This window comes from Streptococcus mitis (assembly GCF_003942965.1).
Classification (GTDB): domain Bacteria; phylum Bacillota; class Bacilli; order Lactobacillales; family Streptococcaceae; genus Streptococcus; species Streptococcus mitis_BH.
Window position 1 is genome coordinate 17,266 of record NZ_RJOG01000004.1, and the last position, 25,388, is coordinate 42,653.

General features: G+C 41.0%; 28 protein-coding genes and 1 other RNA gene. 22 read left to right on the forward strand and 7 right to left on the reverse strand.

The features are described from left to right. Nucleotides 1-56: 56 nt before the first annotated feature. The 16 genes from D8837_RS01810 (at nucleotide 57) to tig (ending at nucleotide 15,147) form a co-directional block, all read left to right on the forward strand. Nucleotides 57-584 (forward strand): DUF1273 domain-containing protein, encoded by a 528-nt coding sequence (locus D8837_RS01810; RefSeq protein WP_125456002.1) that lies wholly within the window; start codon nucleotides 57-59, stop codon nucleotides 582-584. 72 nt (nucleotides 585-656) lie between these two features. Next, entirely contained in the window at nucleotides 657-986 is a 330-nt protein-coding gene (gene gpsB / locus D8837_RS01815) for a cell division regulator GpsB (protein WP_185755641.1), read from the forward strand. Between the two features lie 20 nt (nucleotides 987-1,006). Beyond that, nucleotides 1,007-1,388, forward strand: an RNA gene (gene rnpB / locus D8837_RS01820) — RNase P RNA component class B. A gap of 85 nt (nucleotides 1,389-1,473) precedes the next feature. Beyond that, nucleotides 1,474-2,646, forward strand: coding sequence for a THUMP domain-containing class I SAM-dependent RNA methyltransferase (locus D8837_RS01825; protein WP_125456004.1), 1,173 nt, complete (start codon nucleotides 1,474-1,476; stop codon nucleotides 2,644-2,646). Beyond that, the gene (gene mapZ, locus D8837_RS01830; protein WP_125456005.1) at nucleotides 2,639-4,018 is read left to right on the forward strand and encodes a cell division site-positioning protein MapZ; all 1,380 of its coding nucleotides are present in this window, start codon (nucleotides 2,639-2,641) and stop codon (nucleotides 4,016-4,018) included. The genes D8837_RS01825 and mapZ overlap by 8 nt, the downstream gene beginning before the upstream one ends. A gap of 75 nt (nucleotides 4,019-4,093) precedes the next feature. Then, entirely contained in the window at nucleotides 4,094-5,518 is a 1,425-nt protein-coding gene (gndA, locus tag D8837_RS01835) for an NADP-dependent phosphogluconate dehydrogenase (RefSeq protein WP_000158785.1), read from the forward strand. Between the two features lie 11 nt (nucleotides 5,519-5,529). Beyond that, on the forward strand, nucleotides 5,530-6,219 hold the full coding sequence (locus tag D8837_RS01840; RefSeq protein WP_125456006.1) for a response regulator transcription factor: 690 nt from the start codon (nucleotides 5,530-5,532) through the stop codon (nucleotides 6,217-6,219). A gap of 100 nt (nucleotides 6,220-6,319) precedes the next feature. Further along, a complete protein-coding gene (cbpJ, locus tag D8837_RS01845) occupies nucleotides 6,320-7,258 on the forward strand; it encodes a choline-binding protein CbpJ (protein WP_125456007.1) in 939 nt (312 codons plus the stop codon). Nucleotides 7,259-7,486: 228 nt separating this feature from the next. Then, a complete protein-coding gene (gene mvk / locus D8837_RS01855; protein WP_125456008.1) occupies nucleotides 7,487-8,365 on the forward strand; it encodes a mevalonate kinase in 879 nt (292 codons plus the stop codon). Next, nucleotides 8,347-9,300, forward strand: a complete 954-nt coding sequence (gene mvaD, locus D8837_RS01860) for a diphosphomevalonate decarboxylase (protein ID WP_125456009.1) — start codon at nucleotides 8,347-8,349, stop codon at nucleotides 9,298-9,300. Before mvk ends, mvaD begins: the two co-directional genes overlap by 19 nt. After that, nucleotides 9,287-10,294 carry a phosphomevalonate kinase gene (locus D8837_RS01865; RefSeq protein WP_125456010.1) on the forward strand — a complete coding sequence of 336 codons (1,008 nt, stop codon included), beginning with the start codon at nucleotides 9,287-9,289 and terminating at the stop codon, nucleotides 10,292-10,294. The genes mvaD and D8837_RS01865 overlap by 14 nt, the downstream gene beginning before the upstream one ends. Further along, nucleotides 10,278-11,288: a type 2 isopentenyl-diphosphate Delta-isomerase gene (fni, locus tag D8837_RS01870; RefSeq protein ID WP_125456011.1), complete on the forward strand. Its 1,011-nt coding sequence runs from the start codon at nucleotides 10,278-10,280 to the stop codon at nucleotides 11,286-11,288. Before D8837_RS01865 ends, fni begins: the two co-directional genes overlap by 17 nt. 77 nt (nucleotides 11,289-11,365) lie before the next feature. Further along, on the forward strand, nucleotides 11,366-12,064 hold the full coding sequence (liaF, locus tag D8837_RS01875) for a cell wall-active antibiotics response protein LiaF (RefSeq protein WP_125456012.1): 699 nt from the start codon (nucleotides 11,366-11,368) through the stop codon (nucleotides 12,062-12,064). Next, nucleotides 12,061-13,056: a sensor histidine kinase gene (locus tag D8837_RS01880; RefSeq protein ID WP_125456013.1), complete on the forward strand. Its 996-nt coding sequence runs from the start codon at nucleotides 12,061-12,063 to the stop codon at nucleotides 13,054-13,056. The genes liaF and D8837_RS01880 overlap by 4 nt, the downstream gene beginning before the upstream one ends. Nucleotides 13,057-13,069: 13 nt before the next feature. Further along, nucleotides 13,070-13,702, forward strand: a complete 633-nt coding sequence (locus D8837_RS01885) for a response regulator transcription factor (RefSeq protein ID WP_125456014.1) — start codon at nucleotides 13,070-13,072, stop codon at nucleotides 13,700-13,702. A gap of 161 nt (nucleotides 13,703-13,863) precedes the next feature. Further along, a complete protein-coding gene (gene tig, locus D8837_RS01890; RefSeq protein ID WP_125456015.1) occupies nucleotides 13,864-15,147 on the forward strand; it encodes a trigger factor in 1,284 nt (427 codons plus the stop codon). Between the two features lie 162 nt (nucleotides 15,148-15,309). Here the strand turns inward: tig and D8837_RS01895 are convergent, their stop codons facing one another. From D8837_RS01895 to D8837_RS01920, 6 genes are read right to left on the reverse strand one after another with little or no spacing between them, the layout of a single operon-like run. After that, a complete protein-coding gene (locus D8837_RS01895) occupies nucleotides 15,310-15,786 on the reverse strand; it encodes a glutathione peroxidase (protein WP_125456016.1) in 477 nt (158 codons plus the stop codon). Then, nucleotides 15,783-16,361, reverse strand: a complete 579-nt coding sequence (locus tag D8837_RS01900; RefSeq protein WP_125456017.1) for a DUF3278 domain-containing protein — start codon at nucleotides 16,359-16,361, stop codon at nucleotides 15,783-15,785. Before D8837_RS01900 ends, D8837_RS01895 begins: the two co-directional genes overlap by 4 nt. Nucleotides 16,362-16,387: 26 nt before the next feature. Continuing rightward, nucleotides 16,388-16,714: a hypothetical protein gene (locus D8837_RS01905; protein WP_000838786.1), complete on the reverse strand. Its 327-nt coding sequence runs from the start codon at nucleotides 16,712-16,714 to the stop codon at nucleotides 16,388-16,390. A gap of 9 nt (nucleotides 16,715-16,723) precedes the next feature. Then, a complete protein-coding gene (locus D8837_RS01910) occupies nucleotides 16,724-16,966 on the reverse strand; it encodes a hypothetical protein (RefSeq protein WP_000711736.1) in 243 nt (80 codons plus the stop codon). A 10-nt stretch (nucleotides 16,967-16,976) separates the two neighbouring features. After that, a complete protein-coding gene (locus D8837_RS01915) occupies nucleotides 16,977-17,519 on the reverse strand; it encodes a DUF3278 domain-containing protein (protein ID WP_125456018.1) in 543 nt (180 codons plus the stop codon). Nucleotides 17,520-17,534: 15 nt separating this feature from the next. Continuing rightward, complete coding sequence (locus tag D8837_RS01920; protein WP_001082470.1) at nucleotides 17,535-17,729, reverse strand: helix-turn-helix transcriptional regulator; 195 nt, start codon at nucleotides 17,727-17,729, stop codon at nucleotides 17,535-17,537. A gap of 166 nt (nucleotides 17,730-17,895) precedes the next feature. Between D8837_RS01920 and rsmH the strand changes: the two genes are divergently transcribed. Genes rsmH through mraY form a run of 4 tightly spaced genes read left to right on the forward strand, consistent with a single transcriptional unit; the run spans nucleotide 17,896 to nucleotide 22,413 of the window. Then, complete coding sequence (gene rsmH / locus D8837_RS01925; protein WP_125456019.1) at nucleotides 17,896-18,846, forward strand: 16S rRNA (cytosine(1402)-N(4))-methyltransferase RsmH; 951 nt, start codon at nucleotides 17,896-17,898, stop codon at nucleotides 18,844-18,846. 11 nt (nucleotides 18,847-18,857) lie between these two features. Further along, complete coding sequence (gene ftsL / locus D8837_RS01930) at nucleotides 18,858-19,175, forward strand: cell division protein FtsL (RefSeq protein ID WP_125456020.1); 318 nt, start codon at nucleotides 18,858-18,860, stop codon at nucleotides 19,173-19,175. A gap of 3 nt (nucleotides 19,176-19,178) precedes the next feature. After that, complete coding sequence (gene pbp2X / locus D8837_RS01935) at nucleotides 19,179-21,431, forward strand: penicillin-binding protein PBP2X (RefSeq protein WP_125456021.1); 2,253 nt, start codon at nucleotides 19,179-19,181, stop codon at nucleotides 21,429-21,431. Between the two features lies 1 nt (nucleotide 21,432). Beyond that, entirely contained in the window at nucleotides 21,433-22,413 is a 981-nt protein-coding gene (mraY, locus tag D8837_RS01940; protein ID WP_125456022.1) for a phospho-N-acetylmuramoyl-pentapeptide-transferase, read from the forward strand. 224 nt (nucleotides 22,414-22,637) lie between these two features. On the opposite strand, the gene galE is transcribed toward mraY, so the two are convergent. Beyond that, nucleotides 22,638-23,636 (reverse strand): UDP-glucose 4-epimerase GalE, encoded by a 999-nt coding sequence (gene galE, locus D8837_RS01945; RefSeq protein WP_125456023.1) that lies wholly within the window; start codon nucleotides 23,634-23,636, stop codon nucleotides 22,638-22,640. A 293-nt stretch (nucleotides 23,637-23,929) separates the two neighbouring features. Here galE and pepA point away from each other — a divergent pair, with 293 nt between their 5' ends. Both pepA and D8837_RS01955 read left to right on the forward strand, forming a co-directional pair. Continuing rightward, nucleotides 23,930-24,994, forward strand: a complete 1,065-nt coding sequence (gene pepA, locus D8837_RS01950; RefSeq protein ID WP_000209173.1) for a glutamyl aminopeptidase — start codon at nucleotides 23,930-23,932, stop codon at nucleotides 24,992-24,994. Nucleotides 24,995-25,013: 19 nt separating this feature from the next. Next, nucleotides 25,014-25,310 (forward strand): bacteriocin immunity protein, encoded by a 297-nt coding sequence (locus D8837_RS01955; protein WP_033679682.1) that lies wholly within the window; start codon nucleotides 25,014-25,016, stop codon nucleotides 25,308-25,310. Nucleotides 25,311-25,388: the final 78 nt, after the last annotated feature.

Below are 25,388 nucleotides of genomic sequence, written 5' to 3' on the forward strand. Positions count from 1 at the left end.
ATTGGTACAATAACATCACTCTATTATACCATAAAAATAGAAAGAAAGGTGTAAAAATGACTACAGCTTTAATTATGGGATATTCTAATTTTGACTTGGGTTTATTTAATGAAAAAGATATCAGGTTAAAAATTATAAAGAAAGCCATTCGCCGTGATCTAGAAAATTTAGCAGAAGAAGGGATTAAATGGCTGGTCTTTACAGGAAACTTGGGATTTGAAGCTTGGGTGCTTGATGTCGCAAATGAAATGAAAGAAGAGTATGATTTTAACCTAGCGACCATTTTTGATTTTGAAACACACGGGGAAAATTGGAATGAAGCGAATCAGCTTAAACTTAGCCAATTTAAGCAGGTCGATTTTGTCAAATATGCCTATCCTAAATATGAACATATGGGGCAACTACGAGACTACCAACGATTTTTGCTGGAAAATACTGACTTAGCTTATTTTTTCTATGACCCAGAAAATGAGACCAAATTAAAATTTATAGACAATTTGATGAAAAATCAGGAAGGTTATCGTATAAAAAGGCTAACCTTTGAAGACCTAAATGAGCTAGCAGAAAATTTTTCTGAAAAGTAAGCCTTTGACCTTGATTTTTGTTTGCCTTTTTTTATATAATAATACTATTAGAAACCGAGAATGGAGAGAGAGATGGCAAGTATTATTTTTTCAGCAAAAGATATTTTTGAGCAAGAGTTTGGACGTGAAGTCCGTGGATATAGTAAGGTTGAAGTTGATGAATTTTTGGACGATGTCATCAAGGACTACGAAACTTATGCTGCCTTAGTCAAGTCTCTCCGTCAAGAAATTGCAGAGTTGAAGGAAGAATTGTCTCGCAAACCTGAATCTTCACCGGTTCAAGCAGAACCACTTGAAATGACAGCTACAACTTCTATGACGAATTTTGATATTTTGAAACGTTTGAATCGTCTTGAGAAAGAAGTATTTGGTAAACAAATTTTGGATAACTCTGATTTATAAGAGCTTATTTGAAAAGTGCAATTTTTGGATAATCGCGTGAGGAGAATTTCTTTTCATGAGGAAAGTCCATGCTAGCACAGGCTGTGATGCCTGTAGTGTTTGTGCTAGGCGAAACAATAAGCCTAGGGACGAGAAATCGTTACGGCAGTTGAAATGGCTAAGTCCTCGGATAGGTCAGAGTAGGCTTGAAAGTGCCACAGTGACGGAGTCTTTCTGGAAACAGAGAGAGTGGAACGCGGTAAACCCCTCAAGCTAGCAACCCAAATTTTGGTCGGGGCATGGAGTACGCGGAAACGAACGTAGTACTCTGACTGCTTTCAGCTGTAGGCTGTTAGTGGTAGACAGATGATTATCGAAGGGAGTGGTCCTAGTCACTTCTGGAACAAAACATGGCTTATAGAAAATTGCATATAGGTTGGGGCTGAGAAAACTTTCTCAACCTCATTTTTTAAAGTGGACATATAGAAAGGTCTTGCAAGACTGTAAAATGAAAAAAGAATTTAATTTAATTGCAACTATGGCGGCGGGTCTTGAAGCTGTTGTGGGACGAGAAGTGCGAGAGTTGGGCTACGATTGTCAGGTTGAAAATGGGCGTGTTCGTTTTCGAGGAGACGCTAGAGCCATCATTGAAACCAACCTCTGGCTTCGGGCGGCAGATCGTATCAAGATTATCGTAGGAACGTTCCCAGCTAAGACTTTTGAGGAGCTCTTTCAAGGAGTTTTCGCCCTAGATTGGGAAAATTATTTACCGCTTGGGGCTCGTTTTCCGATTGCCAAAGCTAAATGTGTTAAATCTAAACTTCACAATGAGCCAAGTGTACAGGCTATTTCAAAGAAGGCCGTTGTCAAGAAATTGCAGAAACACTATGCCCGTCCAGAAGGTGTCCCCTTGATGGAAACTGGGCCTGAGTTTAAGATTGAGGTCTCTATTCTGAAAGATGTCGCAACTGTCATGATTGATACGACCGGGTCTAGTCTCTTTAAACGTGGCTATCGTACGGAAAAAGGTGGCGCTCCTATCAAGGAAAACATGGCGGCAGCCATTTTACAACTTTCTAACTGGTATCCAGACAAACCCTTGATTGATCCGACCTGTGGTTCGGGGACTTTCTGTATCGAGGCAGTTATGATTGCTAGAAAGATGGCGCCTGGTCTTCGTCGCTCTTTTGCTTTTGAGGAGTGGAACTGGATTAGCGATCGCTTGATTCAAGAAGTGCGCACAGAGGCGGCTAAGAAAGTGGATCGTGAGCTGGAACTGGATATCATGGGATGTGATATCAATGCACGTATGGTGGAAATTGCTAAGGCCAATGCTCAAGCAGCAGGGGTTGCAGGAGATATTACCTTTAAGCAGATGCGCGTGCAGGATTTACGTTCCGATAAAATCAATGGAGTGATCATCTCTAACCCGCCTTATGGTGAACGCTTGTCAGATGATGCAGGGGTTACAAAGCTTTATGCTGAAATGGGTCAAGTATTTGCACCCCTGAGAACGTGGAGCAAATTTATCATAACTAGTGATGAAGCTTTTGAGACCAAGTACGGTAGTCAGGCGGATAAGAAACGTAAGTTGTACAATGGAACCTTAAAAGTTGATTTGTATCAATATTTTGGTCAGCGCGTTAAACGTCAGGAAGTAGAAAGGAAAACTCATGAGTAAGAAAAGACGTAATCGTCATAAAGCAGAACACCAAGAAGCGCAATTTGATTTTGATGATGCCAAAGAGCTAACGGTTGGAGAAGCCATGCGAAAAAATGAAGAGGTGGAAGCGGGTGTATTGCCTGGAGATTCTATCTTGGATAAGTATGTGAAACAACATAAAGATGAAATTGAGGCGGATAAGTTTGCGACCCGTCAATATAAAAAAGAGGAGTTGGTCGAGACTAAGAGTCTTGATGAATTAATTGAAGAGGTACGTGAGGAAACAGGAGTAACTTCTCCGGCTCCAGAAGATGAATTGAGTCAGTTTGATGATATAGAATTAACACAAGTTTCAGAAGCTCCTCTTGTTGAAGAATTTGAGACTGAAGAGGTCCAATTGGTCGGAGCGGAAGAGGCTCTCACACGTTCTCGAGTTACGGATAGTGAAGATGGGAAAAGTAAGAAGAAATGGGTGTTTTATGGGATTCTAGCAGCCTTAGTGGTCCTTATCCTTGGAACTGGTTATTATGTTTATCGTCAAGTGGCTCGTTCGACCAAGGAAATTCAGACTTCTCAATCAACTACAAACACGCAGTCAGATGTGGAAGAATTCAATAATTTATATGATGCCTTCTATACAGACAGCAATAAAATGGCTTTGAAGAATAGCCAGTTTGATAAACTGAGTCAACTTAAGACCTTGCTTGATAAGCTGGAAGGTAGTCGTGAATATACGCTTGCAAAATCTAAGTATGATAGTCTTGAAACACAAATAAAGGCCATTAAAGATGTCAATGCTCAATTTGAGAAGCCAGCTATTGTTGATGGTGTTTTGGACACTAACGCTAAAGCTAAATCAGATGCTAAATTTACAGATATTAAAACTGGAAATACGGAGATTGATAAAGTGCTAGATAAGGCTATCAGTCTAGGTAAGAGTCAACAAACAGCTCCTTCAAGTTCAAGCTCAAGTCAAGAAAGTTCAAGTTCATCAACAGAGAGGGCTGCAGACAACACAAGTCCATCTTCAAGCGTCTCATCAAACAATTCAGTTTCTGCACGTGATGATAGCCATGGCGGTTTATCAAGTTCTGGAGTTGATCTCCAGAGAGCTTCGAGTCGTGTGCCGTTCAATCAATCGGCTGTTGATGATAGCAATAATTCTGCCTGGGATTTCGCGGATGGTGTTTTGGAAAAAATCCTAGCGACTTCACGTTCACGTGGTTATATCACTGGTAACCAATATATCCTTGAACGTGTTAATATCGTTAATGGCAATGGTTATTACAACCTCTACAAGCCAGATGGAACCTATCTCTTTACCCTTAACTGTAAGACAGGATACTTTGTTGGAAATGGTTCTGGACATGCGGATGCTTTGGACTACTAAGCAGTCGTTACAAAATTCTTTCTTTTCAAAAGTAAAAATGATAAAATAAAACAAATTAAACAAGAGGAGTGTCAAATGACAAAAGCTAACTTTGGTGTCGTAGGTATGGCCGTAATGGGTCGTAACCTTGCCCTTAATATTGAATCTCGTGGTTACACAGTTGCTATTTACAACCGTAGTAAAGAAAAAACTGAAGATGTAATTGCTTGCCATCCTGAAAAGAACTTTGTACCAAGCTATGACGTTGAAAGTTTTGTAAACTCAATCGAAAAACCTCGTCGTATCATGCTCATGGTTCAAGCTGGACCTGGTACAGATGCTACTATCCAAGCCCTTCTTCCGCACCTTGACAAGGGTGATATCTTGATCGACGGAGGAAACACTTTCTACAAAGATACAATCCGTCGTAATGAAGAATTGGCAAACTCAGGTATCAACTTTATCGGTACTGGGGTTTCTGGTGGTGAAAAAGGTGCCCTTGAAGGTCCTTCTATCATGCCTGGTGGACAAAAAGAGGCCTACGAATTGGTTGCAGATGTTCTTGAAGAAATCTCAGCTAAAGCACCAGAAGATGGCAAACCATGTGTGACTTACATTGGTCCTGATGGAGCTGGTCACTATGTGAAAATGGTTCACAACGGTATCGAGTATGGTGATATGCAATTGATCGCAGAAAGTTATGACTTGATGCAACACTTGCTAGGCCTTTCAGCAGAAGATATGGCTGAAATCTTTACTGAGTGGAACAAGGGTGAATTGGACAGCTACTTGATTGAAATCACAGCTGATATCTTGAGCCGTAAAGATGATGAAGGCCAAGACGGACCAATCGTAGACTACATCCTTGACGCTGCAGGTAACAAGGGAACTGGTAAATGGACTAGCCAATCATCACTTGACCTTGGTGTGCCATTGTCACTCATCACTGAATCGGTATTTGCTCGCTACATCTCTACTTACAAAGAAGAACGTGTGCATGCTAGCAAGGTTCTTCCAAAACCAGCTGACTTCAAATTTGAAGGAGACAAGGCTGAGTTGATTGAAAAGATCCGTCAAGCCCTTTACTTCTCAAAAATCATTTCATACGCACAAGGTTTTGCGCAATTGCGTGTAGCTTCTAAAGAAAACAACTGGAACTTGCCATTTGCAGATATCGCATCTATCTGGCGTGATGGCTGTATCATCCGTTCTCGTTTCTTGCAAAAGATTACAGATGCTTACAACCGTGATGCAGATCTTGCTAACCTTCTTTTGGATGAGTACTTCTTGGATGTTACTGCTAAGTATCAACAAGCAGTGCGTGATATCGTAGCTCTTGCTGTTCAAGCTGGTGTACCAGTACCAACATTCTCAGCAGCTATTACTTACTTTGATAGCTACCGTTCAGCTGACCTTCCAGCTAACTTGATCCAAGCGCAACGTGATTACTTTGGTGCCCACACTTACCAACGTAAAGACAAAGAAGGAACATTCCACTACTCTTGGTATGACGAAAAATAAGTAGGTCTGCCATGGGGAAACGGATTTTACTACTTGAGAAAGAACGAAATCTAGCTCATTTTTTAAGTTTGGAACTCCAAAAAGAGCAATACCGAGTTGATCAGGTTGAGGAGGGGCAAAAAGCCCTCTCCATGGCTCTTCAGACAGACTATGACTTGATTTTATTGAATGCTCGTCTGGGGGATATGACAGCCCAGGATTTTGCAGATAAGCTGAGTCGGACTAAGCCAGCCTCAGTGATCATGGTCTTGGACAATCGAGAAGAATTGCAAGATCAGATTGAGACAATCCAACGCTTTGCTGTTTCTTACATCTATAAGCCGGTTATTATTGACAATTTGGTGGTTCGTATTTCAGCGATTTTCCGAGGTAGGGACTTCATCGACCAACACTGTAGTCAGATGAAGGTTCCAACGTCTTACCGCAATCTGCGTATGGATGTAGAGCATCACACAGTTTATCGTGGCGAGGAAATGATTGCTCTGACTCGTCGTGAGTATGACCTTTTGGCTACTCTTATGGGAAGCAAGAAAGTTCTGACTCGTGAGCAGTTGTTGGAAAGTGTCTGGAAGTATGAAAGTGCGACCGAAACTAATATCGTGGATGTCTATATCCGTTATCTACGTAGCAAGCTTGATGTAAAAGGTCAAAAAAGCTACATTAAAACCGTTCGTGGTGTTGGTTACACCATGCAAGAATAGAGAGCAGTTGCGGTTATGTAACTGCTTTTTTTGAGGGGGTTCTCTATATATTGACATACAGTTGGGGCTTTGCTATAATCAGTTATGGAGGATACGTCTAATGAAAACAATAAAAAAATTGATGCAAATTACATTAGCAGTCTTTTTCTTCTGTTTGCTAGCAACAAGTGCAGTATTGGCGGATGATGCTGATTCTGAAGGATGGCATTTTGTACAAGAAAACGGAAGAACCTACTACAAGAAGGGTGACATCAAAGAAACGGACTGGCGAGTGATTGATGGCAAGACCTATTATTTTGATTATAATGGCGAAATGGTTGTTGGTTGGCAGTACATTCCAATGCCAGTTAAAGGATATACAATTGGTCCTTACCCTAATGGTATAAGATTAGAAGGTTCCCCAATGCCAGAATGGTACTACTTTGACAAAAATGGAGTGCTACAAGAGTTTGTTGGTTGGGAAGCATTAGAGGTTAAAACTAAAGACAGCGTTGGAAGAAAGTATGGGGAAAAACGTACAAATCCGGAAGATAAAGAAGAGAAGAGTTTTTACACGAACTATTACTTTAATCAAGATCATTCTTTAAAGACAGGTTGGCTTTATGACCAGTCTAACTGGTATTATCTAGCTAAAACAGAAATTAATGGAGAAGACTATATTGGTGGTGAAATACGTACAGGATGGATAAACGATAGTTCAACTTGGTACTATCTAGATCCAGAAACTGGTATCATGCAAACAGGTTGGAAATACCTTGGCAACAAGTGGTACTATCTCCGTTCATCAGGTGCCATGGCAACTGGTTGGTATCAGGAGGGTTCAACTTGGTACTATTTAGATGCTGAAAATGGCGATATGAAAACAGGCTGGCAATATCTTGGTAACAAGTGGTACTATCTCCGTTCATCAGGAGCTATGGCGACAGGCTGGTTCCAGGTCGGTAGTAAATGGTACTATGCTTACAGCTCAGGTGCTTTGGCAGTGAATACGACCGTAGATGGCTATTCTGTCAATTATAATGGTGAATGGGTTCAATAATGAAAGAGGCGATTGTGAAGGAAACAATCGCTTTTTTTGTGAAAATGTAATAAAATAGATAGGAGAGAATAAATACTTGTAGGAAAAAATAATACTCTTCGAAAATCAAATTCAAACCACGTCAGCGTCGCCTTACCGTACTCAAGTACAGCCTGCGGCTAGCTTCCTAGTTTGCTTTTTGATTTTCATTGAGTATGAGACGGCTTTTTCGTCTAGTAAAAGGAAAACATGACAAAAAAGGTTGGTGTCGGTCAGGCACATAGTAAGATTATTTTAATAGGGGAGCATGCGGTCGTTTACGGTTATCCTGCCATTTCTCTGCCTCTTTTGGAGGTGGAAGTGACTTGTAAGGTAGTTCCTGCAGCGAGTCCTTGGCTTCTCTATGAGGAGGATACCTTGTCCATGGCGGTGTATGCTTCACTTGAACATCTAAATATCAAGGATGCTTGCATTCGCTGTGAGATTGACTCGGCCATTCCTGAGAAGCGGGGAATGGGTTCGTCAGCTGCTATCAGCATAGCGGCTATTCGTGCGGTATTTGACTACTATCAAGCCGACCTGCCTCATGATGTACTAGAAATCTTGGTCAATCGGGCGGAGATGATTGCCCATATGAATCCAAGTGGTTTAGATGCTAAGACCTGTCTCAGTGACCAGCCTATTCGCTTTATTAAGAACGTAGGATTTACAGAGCTTGAGATGGATTTATCCGCCTATTTGGTAATTGCTGACACGGGCGTTTATGGTCATACTCGTGAAGCCATCCAAGTGGTTCAAAACAAGGGCAAGGATGCCCTGCCGTTTTTGCATGCCTTGGGAGAATTGACCCAGCAGGTAGAAGATGCGATTAGACAAAAAGATGCTGAAGGACTGGGACAAATCCTCAGTCAAGCGCATTTACATCTAAAAGAAATTGGTGTTAGTAGCCCTGAGGCAGATTCTCTAGTTGAAACGGCTCTTAGCCATGGTGCTCTGGGGTCCAAGATGAGCGGTGGTGGGCTAGGAGGCTGTATCATAGCCTTGGCAACCAATTTGACTCAAGCTCAAGAACTAGCAGAAAGATTAGAAGAGAAAGGAGCTGTTCAGACATGGATAGAGAGCCTGTAACAGTACGTTCTTACGCAAATATTGCCATTATCAAATACTGGGGAAAGAAAAAAGAGAAAGAGATGGTGCCTGCTACAAGCAGTATCTCTCTGACTTTGGAAAATATGTACACAGAGACGACTTTGTCGCCTCTACCGTCGGATGCGATGGCTGATGCCTTTTATATCAATGGTCAGCTACAAAATGAGGCTGAGCATGCTAAGATGAGTAAGATTATTGACCGCTACCGTCCAGCTGGGGAAGGCTTTGTCCGTATAGATACTCAAAACAATATGCCTACGGCAGCAGGCTTGTCATCAAGTTCTAGTGGTTTGTCTGCCTTGGTCAAGGCTTGTAATGCTTATTTCAAGCTTGGTTTAAATCGGAGTCAGTTGGCACAGGAGGCTAAGTTTGCCTCAGGCTCTTCTTCTCGGAGTTTTTATGGACCGCTAGGAGCCTGGGATAAGGATAGTGGAGAAATTTACCCTGTAGAGACAGACTTGAAACTAGCTATGATTATGTTGGTGCTGGAGGACAAGAAAAAACCAATTTCTAGCCGTGACGGTATGAAACTTTGTGTGGAAACTTCGACGACTTTTGACGACTGGGTGCGTCAGTCTGAGAAGGACTATCAGGATATGCTGGCTTATCTCAAGGAAAATGATTTTGCCAAGGTTGGGGAATTAACGGAGAAAAATGCCCTGGCTATGCACGCTACGACCAAAACAGCATCACCAGCCTTTTCTTATCTGACGGATGCAAGCTATGAAGCAATGGACTTTGTCCGCCAGCTTCGTGAGCAAGGAGAAGCCTGCTACTTTACTATGGATGCTGGTCCCAATGTCAAAGTCCTCTGTCAAGAGAAAGACTTGGAGCATTTATCAGAAATCTTCGGTCAACGTTATCGCTTGATTGTGTCAAAAACAAAGGATTTGAGCCAAGATGATTGCTGTTAAAACTTGCGGGAAACTCTATTGGGCAGGTGAATATGCTATTCTAGAACCAGGGCAGTTATCTTTGATAAAGGCAATCCCCATCTATATGAAGGGGGAGATTGCTTTTTCTGATAGTTACCGTATCTACTCAGATATGTTTGATTTCGCAGTGGATTTGACACCAAATACTGACTATAGCTTGATTCAAGAAACGATTGCTTTGATGAATGACTTCCTCGCCGATCGTGGGCAGACCTTGCGACCTTTTTCTCTAGAAATCCGTGGAAAAATGGAACGAGAAGGGAAAAAGTTTGGTCTGGGTTCTAGCGGTAGCGTCGTTGTTTTGGTCATCAAGGCTCTGCTAGCTCTGTATAAGCTTTCGGTTGATCAGGATCTCTTGTTCAAGCTGGCCAGTGCTGTCTTGCTCAAGCGCGGAGACAATGGTTCTATGGGGGACATTGCCTGTATTGTGGCAGAGGATTTGGTTCTCTACCAGTCATTTGATCGCCAGAAGGTGGCTGCTTGGTTGGAAGAAGAAAACTTAGCGACTGTTTTAGAGCGTGATTGGGGCTTTTCAATCTCATACGTACAACCTGCCCTAGAATGTGATTTCCTAGTGGGATGGACCAAGGAAGTGGCTGTATCGAGTCACATGGTCCAGCAAATCAAGCAAAATATCAATCAGAATTTTTTAAGTTCCTCAAAAGAAACGGTGGTTTCTTTGGTAGAAGCCTTGGAACAGGGGAAATCAGAAAAAATTATCGAGCAAGTAGAAGTAGCCAGCCGGCTTTTAGAAGGCTTGAACACAGATATTTACACACCTTCGCTCAGACAGTTGAAAGAAGCCAGTCAAGATTTGCAAGCTGTTGCCAAGAGTAGCGGCGCTGGTGGTGGTGATTGTGGTATTGCCTTGAGTTTTGATGAGCAATCAACTGAAACTCTAAAAAACCGTTGGGCCGATCTGGGGATTGAGCTCTTATACCAAGAAAGGATAGGACATGACGACAAATCGTAAGGATGAGCACATCCGCTATGCCCTTGAGCAGAAAAGTTCCTATAATAGCTTTGATGAGGTGGAGTTAATCCACTCTTCGCTACCACTCTATGACCTGGATGAAATCAATCTTTCAACAGAATTTGCTGGTCGAAAGTGGGACTTTCCTTTTTATATCAATGCTATGACGGGTGGAAGTGATAAGGGAAGAGAAATCAATCAAAAGTTGGCTCAAGTGGCAGAAACCTGTGGAATTTTATTTGTAACGGGTTCTTATAGCGCAGCCCTCAAGGATCCAGCAGATGACTCTTTTTCTGTCAAGTATGATCATCCAAATCTCCTTCTTGGAACCAATATTGGATTGGACAAGCCTGTCGAGTTAGGAGTTCAGACTGTAGAAGAGATGAATCCCCTTCTCCTGCAAGTACATGTCAATGTTATGCAGGAGTTGCTCATGCCCGAGGGAGAAAGAAAGTTCAGAAACTGGCAATCGAATCTAGTAGACTATAGCAAGCAAATCCCCGTTCCTATTGTCCTCAAGGAAGTCGGCTTTGGGATGGATGTGAAGACCATCGAAAGAGCCTATGAACTGGGTGTTCGTACAGTGGATCTATCAGGTCGTGGTGGCACCAGCTTTGCTTATATCGAAAACCGTCGCAGTGGTCAACGTGACTACCTCAATCAATGGGGGCAGTCTACCATGCAAGCCCTTCTCAATGCCCAAGACTGGAAAGACAAGGTTGAACTCTTGGTTAGTGGAGGCGTTCGGAATCCGCTGGATATGATTAAGTGCTTGGTCTTTGGTGCCAAGGCTGTAGGACTGTCTCGAACAGTTCTGGAATTGATTGAAACCTACACAGTTGAAGAAGTGATCGACATTGCTCAAGGATGGAAAGACGATCTGCGTTTGATTATGTGTGCTCTTAATTGTGCCACCATAGCAGATCTGCAAAGCGTAGATTACATTCTTTATGGAAAATTAAAAGAAGCAAAGGATCAGATGAAAAAGGCGTAACCACCGCCTTTTTTTCCATCTTCAGACCGAGGTGACTTTTTTGAATTGTGATAAAATAGAAGGTAGAGGATATGTGTATGAGAAAATTTAAAATCTTTTTATTTATCGAAGCCTGTCTTTTGACGGGAGCTCTGATTTTGATGGTTTCAGAGCATTTTTCACGTTTTCTGCTGATTTTATTCCTCTTTTTGCTTTTGATTCGTTATTACACTGGTAAAGAGGGCAATAATCTTCTTTTAGTGGTGGCAACCATTCTCTTCTTTTTCATCGTCATGCTCAACCCTTTTGTGATTCTAGCTATTTTTGTTGCGGTCATCTATAGCCTCTTTCTTCTTTATCCGATGATGAACCAGGAAAAAGAGCAGACCAATTTGGTTTTTGAAGAAGTGGTGACGGTTAAGAAGGAGAAAAATCGTTGGTTTGGAAATCTCCATCATTTTTCAAGTTACCAGACTTGCAAGTTTGATGATATCAATCTCTTTCGCCTCATGGGTAAGGACACTATTCATCTGGAGAGGGTGATTCTAACCAATCATGACAATGTCATTATCCTCAGAAAGATGGTAGGAACGACCAAAATCATTGTACCTGTAGATGTGGAAGTCAGTCTCAGCGTTAACTGTCTCTATGGTGATTTGACTTTTTTCAATCAGCCCAAACGTGCTCTCCGCAATGAACACTATCATCAAGAAACAAGAGACTATCTCAAGAGTAATAAGAGTGTCAAGATTTTCTTGACCACTATGATTGGAGATGTGGAGGTGATCAGAGGATGAAAAAACAAGCCTATGTAATCATTGCTCTCCTCTCCGTCCTGTTTGTCTTATTTTTCTCTCACAGCTTGCTGGAAATCCTTGATTTTGACTGGTCTATTTTCTTACATGATGTCGAAAAAACAGAAAAATTTGTCTTTTTATTGTTGGTATTCAGCATGTCCATGACCTTTCTCTTAGCCCTGTTTTGGCGAGGTATCGAAGAGCTTTCTCTAAGAAAAATGCAGGCGAACCTTAAGCGTTTATTAGCAGGACAAGAAGTGGTTCAGCTTGCAGATCCAGATTTGGATGCCAGTTTCAAGTTCTTGTCAGGTAAACTTAACCTTTTGACAGAGGCTCTTCAAAAGGCTGAAAATCACAGCCTTGCTCAGGAAGAGGAAATCATCGAGAAGGAACGGAAGCGAATTGCTCGGGATTTGCACGATACAGTCAGTCAGGAGTTGTTTGCGGCTCACATGATTTTGTCAGGTGTCAGTCAGCAGGTTTTGAAATTGGATAAAGAAAAGATGCAGACCCAGTTGCAGAGTGTCACAGCTATTTTAGAAACCGCCCAGAAGGATTTGCGGGTTTTGCTCTTGCATTTGCGACCAGTTGAACTGGAGCAGAAGAGTCTGGTTGAAGGAATTCAGATTCTTTTAAAAGAGCTTGAGGACAAGAGTGATCTCAAGGTTAGTTTCAAGCAAAATGTGACGAAATTGCCTAAGAAAATCGAGGAGCATATTTTCCGTATCCTGCAAGAATTGATCAGCAATACCCTCCGCCATGCCCAGGCATCTTGTCTGGATGTCTATCTCTATCAGACAGATTTTGAATTGCAGCTGAAGGTGGTGGACAATGGGATTGGTTTCAAGTTAGGGAGTTTAGATGACTTGAGTTATGGACTGCGAAATATCAAAGAGAGGGTTGAAGATATGGCAGGGACGGTTCAGTTATTAACAGCTCCCAAGCAAGGGCTGGCAGTTGATATCCGTATTCCCCTGTTATGTAAGGAATGATAAAGGAGTAAAGATGAAAATTTTACTAGTAGATGACCACGAAATGGTCCGATTGGGATTGAAAAGCTACTTTGACCTCCAAGACGATGTAGAAGTTGTGGGCGAGGCAGCAAACGGGTCTCAAGGTATTGACTTAGCCTTGGAATTGCGTCCAGATGTCATTGTCATGGATATTGTCATGCCTGAGATGAATGGGATTGATGCGACCTTGGCCATCCTCAAAGAATGGCCTGAAGCCAAGATTTTGATTGTGAGCTCTTATTTGGACAATGAAAAAATCATGCCTGTCTTAAATGCTGGTGCTCGGGGCTATATGCTCAAGACTTCTAGTGCAGACGAATTGCTCCATGCTGTCCGTAAGGTGGCTGCTGGCGAGTTGGCTATTGAGCAAGAGGTCAGCAAGAAGGTCGAGTACCACCGCAATCACATAGAACTACATGAGGACTTGACTGCGCGTGAGCGAGATGTTCTCCAACTCATCGCCAAGGGCTACGAAAATCAGCGTATCGCAGACGAACTGTTTATCTCTCTCAAGACGGTCAAGACGCACGTGTCTAACATTCTTGCCAAACTTGAGGTTAGCGATCGTACCCAGGCTGCAGTCTATGCCTTTCAGCACCATTTGGTAGGGCAGGAGGACTTTTAATAGCTATGTAAAAATAATATTGGAGAAATGGCTGACCTTAGTATCAAAGAAGCAAGCAAGTACCTCTAGCGTGATTGAAAAGCGCATTCATTACTTGAAAAAAGTCGCCCATTTATGTTATAATAGACTGTATTTAAAAAATTTTAAGGAGAAATGACAGAATGTCTGTATCATTTGAAAACAAAGAAACAAACCGTGGTGTCTTGACTTTCACTATCTCTCAAGACCAAATCAAACCAGAATTGGACCGTGTCTTCAACTCAGTGAAGAAATCTCTTAATGTTCCAGGTTTCCGTAAAGGTCACCTTCCACGCCCTATCTTCGACAAGAAATTTGGTGAAGAATCACTTTATCAAGACGTTATGAACGCTCTTTTGCCAAACGCTTATGAAGCAGCTGTAAAAGAAGCTGGTCTTGAAGTCGTTGCACAACCAAAAATTGATGTAACTTCAATGGAAAAAGGTCAAGACTGGGTTATCACTGCTGAAGTCGTTACAAAACCTGAAGTAAAATTGGGTGACTACAAAAACCTTGAAGTATCAGTTGATCTAGAAAAAGAAGTAACTGACGCTGACGTTGAAGAGCGTATTGAACGCGAACGCAACAACTTGGCTGAATTGGTTATCAAAGAAGCTGCTGCTGAAAACGGCGACACTGTTGTCATCGACTTCGTTGGTTCTATCGACGGTGTTGAGTTCGACGGTGGAAAAGGTGAAAACTTCTCACTTGGACTTGGTTCAGGTCAATTCATCCCTGGTTTTGAAGACCAATTGGTAGGTCACTCAGCTGGCGAAACTGTTGACGTTATCGTAACATTCCCAGAAGACTACCAAGCAGAAGACCTTGCAGGTAAAGAAGCTAAATTCGTGACAACTATCCACGAAGTTAAAGCTAAAGAAGTTCCAGCTCTTGACGATGAACTTGCAAAAGATATCGACGAAGAAGTTGAAACACTTGCTGAATTGAAAGAAAAATACCGCAAAGAATTAGCTGCTGCTAAAGAAGAAGCTTACAAAGATGCAGTAGAAGGTGCAGCAATTGATAAAGCTGTAGAAAACGCTGAAATCGTAGAACTTCCAGAAGAAATGATTCACGAAGAAGTTCACCGCTCAGTAAACGAATTCCTTGGAAACTTGCAACGTCAAGGTATCAACCCTGACATGTACTTCCAAATCACTGGAACTACTCAAGAAGACCTTCACAAACAATACGAGGGAGAAGCTGAGTCACGTACTAAGACTAACCTTGTTATCGAAGCAGTTGCCAAAGCTGAAGGATTTGACGCTTCAGAAGAAGAAATCCAAAAAGAAATCGAGCAATTGGCAGCAGACTACAACATGGAAGTTGCTCAAGTACAAAGCTTGCTTTCAGCTGATATGTTGAAACACGATATCACAATCAAAAAAGCTGTTGAATTGATTACAAGCACAGCAACAGTAAAATAATTTTAATAAACAAAAATCCCACCTGAAAAGGTGGGTTTTATTATTTCGTGATTTAAATCCTGTATCTACAAGATAATCTAGTCAATAGTAGTAATGTTTATCTGCTGTCTCTTGAAAATTCTTGTGATAATCAGTATTCAAATAACATAGATCTGAAAAAAATTAAAGCAAGGCTTGTATGGCCTCTTCANTTTGTTTTGGGTCTTTTTTGGAAGAAAAGCGCTCAGAGACTTGCCCATCTCGACCAATGAGAAACTTAGCGAAATTCCATTCGATTCGTTTTCCTAGTGGTCCAGATTTCTGGTCTTTCAACCAAACATAGAGAGGATTTGCTTCCTTACCGTTGACTTTGACCTTGGCAAAACGAGGAAAAGTAGTATGATAGTGTAGGCTACAGAAACTATTGATTTCCTCTGCGCTACCGGGGGCTTGTCCCATAAACTGATTACAAGGGAAGTCTAAAATCTCAAATTCCTGATTTTGATAGCGGTCATAGAGTTCTTGGAGTCCTTGGTACTGGGGCGTTAAACCACATCCAGTAGCAGTATTGACAACCAAGAGAACCTTACCACGATAGGCATCTAATGGGGTTTCTTGATTGTCTTGGTTTAAGACTGAAAAATCGTATAATGAGGTCATTGTTTGCTTTTCTCTTTCTGCTTGGTATTTTTAGGAGTTTTTTCCTCCTGTAGGGATAGAAATCCGTAGGTCAGAGTTCCAAAAATGCTACCGATAATTAGACCATACATCAGTAAAGGAACACTTTTATCGAATTGCATGAGGAGCTTCACAAAATCTGAAAGGGACATCTGCTGAACGAAGACTTTATGAAAGATGAGTAGGATAAAGAGGCCAATCTGAAGACCGATAAACACCACCCAGCTTCGAAATTTGATTTGGCTTTTACTGTAGGTTTTGAGGATGATTTCTGACTTGTCATCTTTTTCCAGATGAAGTTCTTTGACGACTCTTTGAGTTTTTAAAGTAATGAAAAAAATGAGTCCAGAGTATACGTAGGGCATGGCATAGCGAACGGCTTCTATGAAGCGTCCAAATAATAGATAAAACAAGAAGAGAAAGAAGGAAGAATAAACGATTTGAACCATAGAACGGGCACAAGCCTTGTAGATAATTTCTTGCCGGCATTCATCAAAAGGGCCTTGGATGTGAAAGAGATTTCGAAGTAGGCGAGTGGTGAAGTCTTCTTTTTTCATGCTAGTAACCTCCTAAATGAGCGGTTTTACTGACTTTCTTTTACGAATTGATAGAGATAATAAAGATAAGTGATAGATGATAAGCTAGCGATAGTTAGCAGTATATAATATTTCCAATTGCTTGAAATGAGCGTCAGTTGTGGTAAAGATATAATCATAAAGCACAGTGCTAAGTTGAGTATGCGTGTTTTTTGGGAGTCAATCTTTAGATAAGTTAGTCCTTTGTTGAGGGCTGGAATAAAGACTAGAAGGAGGAATATCTCGCTGAATGGCAAGTTCCCTGAAACGATGATGAAGATGAGAAGAGAACTGAACAAAAGATGATAGGTAAGTAAAGTTAGTAATGATTTCATAGGTACCTCCTAATCCTGGTCTTTTTTAGCTCTTGCAATACGAAGTGAGTCGACAATATGTATCATCACTCCGAAAAAGAAAGCTCCCAGTATAGTTTTAAAAATATGTTTTGTATTTAGAAGAGAAGTGATAAAATTTGGATTTTCACTTGTTAGGGTATCAATGGGTTGAATTATAAAAAATATTATTGTTCCATAAATCGAACCTGCTTTCAGACCAGGATAACGTAACTGTTTCTTTTCTTTTTTCATAAGGCACCTCCTAATTCTCATCTTGATCTTTCTTAGCTTTTTCAATGCGACGGGAGATGAGGAACTGTATGCTTGCTCCGAAGAAGATAGAACCGAGAATGCTTGATACACCATTTCTTATAGTGAGAAGAGAATGGAAATAGTCCTGACCTTCACCTATGAGTATATGGAGAAGAGGAGTTATAAAAAACATCCATAGACCAAAGAACAAACCTGCTTTCAGACCTGGGTAATGTAGTTGCTTACTTTCTTTCTCACTCAGCATATCTGGATCAATAGCTGTAATCCCTGTTTTTTTCATTTGGTAGGTGACATAGCCAGCAGCGATGAGGGCAATCACTAAAATCAGAGGAGGATAGATTAGAGCCACTTCTTGAGGGTATTTATAGGCCAGAACGAGCGGAATAAGATTGCCGAAAATCATCAGATAAAAGAGGAAGATAAAGACTTGATTGCCGATACGATCGGCCTCGCGCCGTTTGTATTCATCAAGGGGATCAGAAATGCCGTATGTGCGTTTGATCAGTTTTTCAGTAAAGGTTTCTTTTTTCATGAGTTTGCTCCTTTTTTAAAAATCATCCTCCCAAAAGAGACTGTTTAGATCAGTTTGGAGGCTGCGGGCGAGATTGAGACAGAGTTCCAGGGTTGGATTGTACTTGTCGTTTTCAATCATATTGATGGTCTGTCTCGAGACACCGATATCCTTGGCTAGCTCGAGCTGGGAAATGCCCAGTTCCTTGCGAAATTCTTTCACACGATTCATCTGGTCTCCTTTCTGTTTTATGTCGTATATATTTGACTATATTATATTCTTCTATGAAATAGATGTCAAGCATATTTGACATATTTCTTAAAGAAATCTTACTTGTTTTTGTCCTATTTGTCTGACAAGTGCAAGCTGGTCGGATTTGTGGTAAAATAGATAAGATATGACAAAAGAATTTCATCATGTAACGGTCTTACTCCACGAAACGATTGATATGCTCGACGTAAAGCCTGACGGTATTTACGTTGATGCGACTTTGGGTGGAGCGGGCCATAGCGAATATTTATTAAGTAAATTAAGTGAAAAAGGCCATCTCTATGCCTTTGACCAGGACCAGAATGCTATTAACAATGCGCAAAAACGCTTGGCTCCCTACATTGAGAAGGGGATGGTGACTTTTATAAAGGATAACTTCCGTCATTTACAGGCACGTTTGCGCGAAGCTGGTGTTCAGGAAATTGATGGAATTTGTTATGACTTGGGAGTGTCTAGTCCTCAATTGGACCAGCGTGAGCGTGGTTTTTCTTATAAAAAGGATGCGCCACTGGACATGCGGATGAATCAGGAAGCTAGTCTGACAGCTTATGAAGTGGTGAACGACTATGACTATCATGACTTGGTTCGTATTTTCTTCAAATATGGCGAGGACAAATTCTCTAAACAGATTGCGCGTAAGATTGAACAAGCGCGTGAAGTCAAGCCAATCGAGACAACGACTGAGTTGGCAGAGATTATCAAGTCGGCTAAGCCTGCTAAGGAGCTCAAGAAGAAGGGCCATCCTGCTAAGCAGATCTTCCAGGCTATTCGGATTGAAGTCAATGATGAACTGGGAGCAGCAGATGAATCCATCCAGCAGGCTATGGAGATGTTGGCTCTAGATGGTAGAATTTCAGTGATTACCTTTCATTCATTAGAAGACCGCTTGACCAAGCAATTGTTCAAGGAGGCTTCAACAGTTGAAGTTCCCAAAGGTTTGCCTTTCATCCCAGATGATCTCAAGCCCAAGATGGAATTGGTATCCCGTAAGCCAATCTTGCCAAGTGCAGAAGAATTAGAAGCTAATAACCGCTCGCACTCAGCCAAGTTGCGCGTGGCCAGAAAAATTCACAAGTAAGAGGGGAAAAGATGGCAGATAAGAAAGAAACAACCAGTCAATTCTTGCAGAATCGTATAAAAAAATTCTCACGTGTAGAGAAGGCTTTTTATCTTTCTATCGCTTTTACAGCTCTCGTTTTAGCAGTGAGTATTATCTTTATGCAGACACGACTCTTGCAAGTGCAAAGTGATTTGACAAAAATCAATGCACAATTAGAGGAGAAGAAAACAGAGCTAGACGATGCTAAACAAGAAGTGAATGAATTGATTCGCCTAGAACGTTTGAAAGAAATAGCAAATCAAAAAGATTTGAAACTGAATAATGAAAATATCCGAGCAGCGGAGTAGTATATGAAGTGGACAGAAAAAATAATCCGATTTGCGGTAAGAAATCGTAAATCTCCAGTATTAAACCGTCGTAAAGTGGGGAGAAACCTTAGTTTATTGACAGTTATTCTTTTTTTGATATTTTTGATAAACTTTGCCCTTATCATTAGTACAGGTAATCGTTTTGGGACAGATTTAGTCAAAGAGGCTAAGAAAGTTCATCAAATTACTCGAACTGTCCCTGCTAGGAGAGGGACAATCTATGATCGAAATGGTACTCCTATTGCAGAAGACGCAACTTCCTATAATGTTTTCGCGATAATTGATGAAAAGTATAAATCGGCAAATGGTAAAATTCTTTATGTAGAAAAATCACAGTTTAATAAAGTGGCTGAAGTTTTTCATAAGTATTTAGATATAGATGAATCTTATGTAAATGCTCAGCTTTCACAGCTAAATCTTACTCAGGTTTCCTTTGGTGCAAAAGGTAATGGTATTACTTATGCAAATATGATGGCTATAAAGAAGGATCTAAAAGATGCTGGTATAGAAGGGGTTGATTTTACCACTAGTCCTAATAGAAGCTATCCTAATGGTCAATTTGCATCATCCTTTATTGGTTTAGCGCAACTCCATGAAAATGAGGATGGTAGTAAGAGTTTGTTAGGAACATCTGGTCTGGAGAGTTCGTTAAATACTATTCTTGCTGGGACAGACGGTATTATTACCTATGAAAAAGACCGTGTAGGAAATATCGTACCAGGTACTGAAGAAGCATCTCAACAAACAATAGACGGAAAAGATGTTTATACCACGATTTCCAGTCCTCTTCAATCCTTTATGGAAACCCAAATGGATGCTCTTCAAGAAAAGGTTAAAGGTAAATATGTGAATGCAACACTTGTAAGTGCTAAGACAGGTGAAATTCTTGCAACAACACAGCGCCCGACATTTGATGCAGATACTAAGGAAGGGCTTACCAAAGACTTTGTTTGGCGAGATATTCTGTATCAAAGTAATTACGAGCCAGGTTCAACAATGAAAGTCATGACACTAGCTTCTTCCATTGATAACAATACTTTCTCAGGTGGTGAATATTTCAACAATAGTAAATTAGAAATAGCAGATGCTACTATTCGAGATTGGGATGTTAATGATGGTTTGACGACTGGTGGGATGATGACTTTCTTACAAGGTTTCGCTCACTCCAGTAATGTTGGAATGAGTCTACTTGAACAAAAAATGGGAGATGCTACTTGGTTGGATTATCTAAACCGCTTTAAGTTTGGGGTGCCGACGCGTTTTGGTCTGACTGATGAGTATTCAGGTCAATTGCCTGCAGATAATATTGTTAATATTGCCATGAGTGCATTTGGTCAGGGGATTTCTGTAACGCAGACCCAGATGCTACGTGCTTTTACAGCTATTGCTAATGATGGAGTTATGCTAGAACCAAAGTTTATTAGTGCCCTGTATGATCCTAATAATCAGTCTGTACGTAAGTCACAAAAAGAAATAGTAGGAAATCCTGTTTCCAAAGAGGCAGCAAGCACAACTCGAAATCACATGATCTTAGTTGGAACGGATCCTTTTTACGGGACCATGTATAATCATCTAACAGGGAAACCAATCATAACAGTTCCCGGACAAAATGTGGCAGTTAAGTCAGGTACTGCTCAAATTGCGGATGAGAAAAATGGAGGATACTTAGTTGGTGCAACTAATTATATATTTTCAGTTGTATCAATGAATCCGGCGGAAAATCCTGATTTTATCTTATATGTGACTATTCAGCAGCCTGAGCATTATTCAGCTGTCCATTTGGGAGAGTTTGCCAATCCTATTTTAGAACGAGCTTCAGCTATGAAAGAATCTCTCAATCTTCAATCTCCTGCTAAGAATTTAGATCAAGTGACGACAGAATCTTCGTATGCAATGCCTAGTATCAAGGACATTTCACCTGGTGATTTGGCGGAAACCTTACGCCGAAACATTGTTCAGCCAATCGTTGTTGGTACTGGAACAAAGATTAAAGAGTCTTCTGTAGAAGAAGGAAAAGATCTTGCACCAAACCAACAAGTTCTCCTTTTATCTGATAAGGTAGAAGAAATTCCAGACATGTATGGCTGGAAAAAAGAGACTGCTGAGACATTTGCTAAATGGTTGGATATTGAATTGGAATTTGAAGGTTCAGGTTCTGTCGTTCAGCAACAAGATGTTCGTGCTAATACCTCTATAAAGAACATTAAAAATATTAAATTAACTTTAGGAGACTAATATGTTTATTTCCATTAGTGCTGGAATTGCGACCTTTTTACTAACTTTGGTAGGAATTCCGGCCTTTATCCAATTTTATAGAAAGGCGCAAATTACAGGCCAGCAGATGCATGAGGATGTCAAACAGCACCAGGCAAAAGCTGGGACTCCTACAATGGGGGGGCTTGTTTTCCTCATTACTGCAGTTGTGGTGAGTTTCCTCGTCGCTCTTTTTTCAAAACAATTGACCAATAATGTTGGTATGATTTTGTTTATTTTGGTCTTGTATGGCTTGGTTGGTTTTTTAGACGACTTTCTCAAGGTCTTCAGAAAGATCAATGAGGGGCTAAACCCCAAACAAAAATTGGCTCTTCAACTTCTAGGTGGTGTCATTTTCTACCTTTTCTATGAGCGTGGGGGCGATATGCTCTCTGTCTTTGGTTACCAAGTGCATCTAGGGATTTTCTATATTATCTTCGCTCTTTTCTGGCTAGTTGGTTTTTCAAACGCAGTGAACTTGACAGATGGTATTGACGGTTTAGCGAGTATTTCCGTTGTGATTAGTTTGTCTGCTTATGGAGTTATTGCCTATGTGCAAGGTCAGGTGGATATTCTTCTAGTGATTCTTGCCATGATCGGTGGTTTACTCGGTTTCTTTGTCTTTAACCATAAGCCTGCTAAGGTCTTTATGGGAGATGTGGGAAGTTTGGCTCTCGGTGGAATGCTGGCAGCTATTTCAATGGCTCTCCACCAAGAATGGACTCTCTTGATTATCGGAATTGTTTATGTTTTTGAAACAACTTCGGTTATGATGCAAGTCGGTTATTTCAAAATGACAGGTGGCAAACGTATTTTCCGTATGACGCCTGTACATCACCATTTCGAGCTTGGAGGACTGTCTGGTAAAGGAAATCCTTGGAGTGAGTGGAAGGTGGATTTTCTCTTTTGGGGAATAGGATTGTTTGCAAGTTTGTTGACATTATCAATCATGTATCTACTGTAACTTAAATAGGGCACTTAGCTAAATATCTCTAGTTTATCAATTCTAGTGAAATGAGCAGGGTAAATCTAGGTTTGAAAACTATTTAAAAAGCATTCAGATGTTTTATATAAAATCAAAAACAAGGGAATTGCTCTGACGTTAGAGTGATTCCCTTGTTTTGTTATGTGACTATTAGTCCGTCTCGCTCCGTCAGGTAAGGTTCATAGACGGGTGGTTATAATTTTCTATTCCAAAATATTTGTTCCCTCTTTAACACGCCAATGATAATCCGATAAAATAATATCTTCGAGGGAGTAGCTAGCCTGCCAGTCAAGATATTGTTTAGCTTTTGATGCGTCTGCTAGGACGCTGGCTGGGTCACCAGCACGGCGAGCAACAATTTCGTGTGGTATTTTTTGATTCAGTAATTCTTCAGCAGTTTTAAAGATTTCTTTGACGGTATAGCCTTTTTCAGTTCCTAAGTTAAAGATTTGAGAAGAACTGTTTTCTTGAAATAGGTAGTTCATTCCTTTAACATGAGCCTGTGCAAGATCCAAGACATGAATGTAATCTCGAATACATGAACCATCACGTGTATCATAGTCATCTCCAAATATTTTTAGGCTATCATTTTGTCCCAATGCGGTCTTGTTGATATTGGGAATGATGTGAGTTGGATTTTTCACACGTAGACCGTTTGAAGCATCCATTTCAGCCCCAGCTACATTAAAGTAACGGAAAATAACATATTTCCAATCGTAGCGATTGGCCATCCAGTAAATCATTCGTTCACCCATCAGTTTTGTCTCAGCATAAGGGTTGACAGGGTCGAGCAGGGTATCTTCAGTTGCTGGCTTGTCAATACAGTTATTACCATAGAGGGAAGCAGTCGAAGAGAACATGATTTTTTGAATACCAACTTCAGACAAGACTTTGAGAACTTGGTTCATACCAGCAACATTGGCAGTGAAGTATTTGCTTGGATTTTCAATACTTTCGCTCACAACAATCTCACCCGCACAATGGAGAACAGCATCAATCTTATTTTCTTCTAAGTAAGCTTTTAGGGCACTAGAATCATAAACATCTAGTTGCTTAAAGCTAGCACGACTATCCACAGCCGCTCGATTTCCTGTAGAGAGATTATCTAGAACATGTACCTGATAGCCGGCATTTAAAAGAGCTTTAACGGTATGGGAGCCAATGTAGCCAGCCCCACCTGTAACAAGAATTGTTTTGGTCATGATTTTTTCCTTTTCCTAGTTTTGTACTATTTTAAAGAAAGAAGAAGGCAAAGTCAACTATTTTCTGCAAATTTCATGAAAAACTGAACAAATATAGCATTGAATTGTTTTGTGTTTGGGAATTAATAGTTTGGTTGGTCTTGGAATAGTTCTTAGATTTCACCTCACATGCAAGAAAATACAAGCTTTTTCTAAGATACAGTAAGACTAAGATACTAATTTAGAAATCCACCTTCCCGCTATCCTTCTCCTATAAAAAGTGGTAAAATGGATGAAAGAAAGAAGGAACTGAAATGACAACATTATTTTCAAAAATCAAAGAAGTAACAGAACTTGCTGCGATCTCAGGTCATGAAGCACCTGTCCGTGCTTATCTTCGTGAAAAGTTGACACCGCACGTGGATGAAGTGGTGACAGATGGCTTGGGTGGTATTTTCGGAATTAAACATTCAGAAGCTGCGGATGCGCCACGCGTCTTGGTCGCTTCTCATATGGATGAAGTTGGTTTTATGGTCAGCGAGATTAAGCCAGATGGTACCTTCCGTGTGGTTGAAATTGGTGGCTGGAACCCCATGGTAGTCAGCAGCCAACGTTTCAAACTCCTGACTCGTGACGGTCGTGAAATTCCTGTGATTTCGGGTTCTGTCCCGCCACATTTGACTCGCGGAAAGGGCGGACCAACCATGCCTGCTATTGCAGATATCGTCTTTGATGGCGGTTTTGCGGATAAGGTTGAGGCAGAAAGTTTTGGCATCCGTCCTGGCGACACCATCGTACCAGATAGTTCTGCAATCTTAACAGCCAATGAAAAAAATATCATCTCAAAAGCTTGGGACAACCGCTACGGTGTGCTCATGGTTAGTGAGTTGGCAGAAGCCCTGTCAGGTCAAAAACTTGGCAATGAACTCTATCTGGGTTCTAACGTCCAAGAAGAAGTTGGTCTTCGTGGTGCTCATACATCTACAACCAAGTTTGATCCAGAAGTCTTCCTAGCAGTTGATTGCTCCCCAGCAGGTGATGTTTATGGCGGTCAAGGCAAGATTGGAGATGGAACCTTGATTCGTTTCTACGACCCAGGTCACTTGCTTCTCCCAGGTATGAAGGATTTCCTTTTGACAACGGCTGAAGAAGCTGGAATCAAGTACCAATACTACTGTGGTAAAGGCGGAACAGACGCTGGCGCAGCTCATTTGAAAAATGGTGGTGTCCCATCTACAACAATCGGTGTTTGCGCTCGTTATATCCATTCTCATCAAACCCTCTACGCTATGGATGACTTCCTAGAAGCTCAAGCTTTCTTGCAAGCCTTGGTGAAAAAATTGGATCGTTCAACAGTTGATTTGATTAAAAATTATTAAACTTAAGGAGGTGGTAGGGATGGTAGAACCAAACCTAGAAAGCCTTGTAAAAGATCTTTACAATCATGCTCGACATGATTTGAGTGAAGATTTAGTTGCTGCTCTCCTAGAGACTGCTAAAAAACTGCCTACTACAAATGAGCAATTGCTGGCAGTTCGTCTCTCAGGTCTGGTCAATCGTGAATTGCTCCTAAATCCCAAACATCCGGCACCTGAGTTGCTCAACTTAGCTCGCTTTATCAAAAGAGAAGAAGCAAAGTACAGAGGAACTGCGGCTTCTGCGATTATGTATGGGGAGCTCTTTAAAATGCTTTGATTCCATTGTGAATCAAAGCATTTTTCTATATGTTAGAAAAGCAATTCTAGATTAGGAAAAGAAAAAAGCCATCCTATT

Bases quoted from the DNA above. Each gene is read 5' to 3' on its own strand.
- D8837_RS01920 (WP_001082470.1), bottom strand. From the start codon at position 17,729: ATGAATCGTGTGAAAGAATTTCGCAAGGAACTGGGCATTTCCCAGCTC.
- D8837_RS01900 (WP_125456017.1), bottom strand. From the start codon at position 16,361: ATGAAAAAAGAAGACTTCACCACTCGCCTACTTCGAAATCTCTTTCAC.
- ftsL (WP_125456020.1), top strand. From the start codon at position 18,858: ATGGCAGATAAGAAAGAAACAACCAGTCAATTCTTGCAGAATCGTATA.
- mvk (WP_125456008.1), top strand. From the start codon at position 7,487: ATGACAAAAAAGGTTGGTGTCGGTCAGGCACATAGTAAGATTATTTTA.
- D8837_RS01910 (WP_000711736.1), bottom strand. From the start codon at position 16,966: ATGAAAAAAGAAAAGAAACAGTTACGTTATCCTGGTCTGAAAGCAGGT.
- D8837_RS01885 (WP_125456014.1), top strand. From the start codon at position 13,070: ATGAAAATTTTACTAGTAGATGACCACGAAATGGTCCGATTGGGATTG.
- cbpJ (WP_125456007.1), top strand. From the start codon at position 6,320: ATGAAAACAATAAAAAAATTGATGCAAATTACATTAGCAGTCTTTTTC.
- D8837_RS01825 (WP_125456004.1), top strand. From the start codon at position 1,474: ATGAAAAAAGAATTTAATTTAATTGCAACTATGGCGGCGGGTCTTGAA.
- liaF (WP_125456012.1), top strand. From the start codon at position 11,366: ATGAGAAAATTTAAAATCTTTTTATTTATCGAAGCCTGTCTTTTGACG.
- galE (WP_125456023.1), bottom strand. From the start codon at position 23,636: ATGACCAAAACAATTCTTGTTACAGGTGGGGCTGGCTACATTGGCTCC.
- D8837_RS01955 (WP_033679682.1), top strand. From the start codon at position 25,014: ATGGTAGAACCAAACCTAGAAAGCCTTGTAAAAGATCTTTACAATCAT.
- tig (WP_125456015.1), top strand. From the start codon at position 13,864: ATGTCTGTATCATTTGAAAACAAAGAAACAAACCGTGGTGTCTTGACT.
- D8837_RS01840 (WP_125456006.1), top strand. From the start codon at position 5,530: ATGGGGAAACGGATTTTACTACTTGAGAAAGAACGAAATCTAGCTCAT.
- D8837_RS01905 (WP_000838786.1), bottom strand. From the start codon at position 16,714: ATGAAATCATTACTAACTTTACTTACCTATCATCTTTTGTTCAGTTCT.
- mvaD (WP_125456009.1), top strand. From the start codon at position 8,347: ATGGATAGAGAGCCTGTAACAGTACGTTCTTACGCAAATATTGCCATT.
- pbp2X (WP_125456021.1), top strand. From the start codon at position 19,179: ATGAAGTGGACAGAAAAAATAATCCGATTTGCGGTAAGAAATCGTAAA.
- D8837_RS01915 (WP_125456018.1), bottom strand. From the start codon at position 17,519: ATGAAAAAAGAAACCTTTACTGAAAAACTGATCAAACGCACATACGGC.
- pepA (WP_000209173.1), top strand. From the start codon at position 23,930: ATGACAACATTATTTTCAAAAATCAAAGAAGTAACAGAACTTGCTGCG.
- D8837_RS01865 (WP_125456010.1), top strand. From the start codon at position 9,287: ATGATTGCTGTTAAAACTTGCGGGAAACTCTATTGGGCAGGTGAATAT.
- mapZ (WP_125456005.1), top strand. From the start codon at position 2,639: ATGAGTAAGAAAAGACGTAATCGTCATAAAGCAGAACACCAAGAAGCG.
- fni (WP_125456011.1), top strand. From the start codon at position 10,278: ATGACGACAAATCGTAAGGATGAGCACATCCGCTATGCCCTTGAGCAG.
- rsmH (WP_125456019.1), top strand. From the start codon at position 17,896: ATGACAAAAGAATTTCATCATGTAACGGTCTTACTCCACGAAACGATT.
- mraY (WP_125456022.1), top strand. From the start codon at position 21,433: ATGTTTATTTCCATTAGTGCTGGAATTGCGACCTTTTTACTAACTTTG.
- gndA (WP_000158785.1), top strand. From the start codon at position 4,094: ATGACAAAAGCTAACTTTGGTGTCGTAGGTATGGCCGTAATGGGTCGT.
- D8837_RS01810 (WP_125456002.1), top strand. From the start codon at position 57: ATGACTACAGCTTTAATTATGGGATATTCTAATTTTGACTTGGGTTTA.
- gpsB (WP_185755641.1), top strand. From the start codon at position 657: ATGGCAAGTATTATTTTTTCAGCAAAAGATATTTTTGAGCAAGAGTTT.
- D8837_RS01880 (WP_125456013.1), top strand. From the start codon at position 12,061: ATGAAAAAACAAGCCTATGTAATCATTGCTCTCCTCTCCGTCCTGTTT.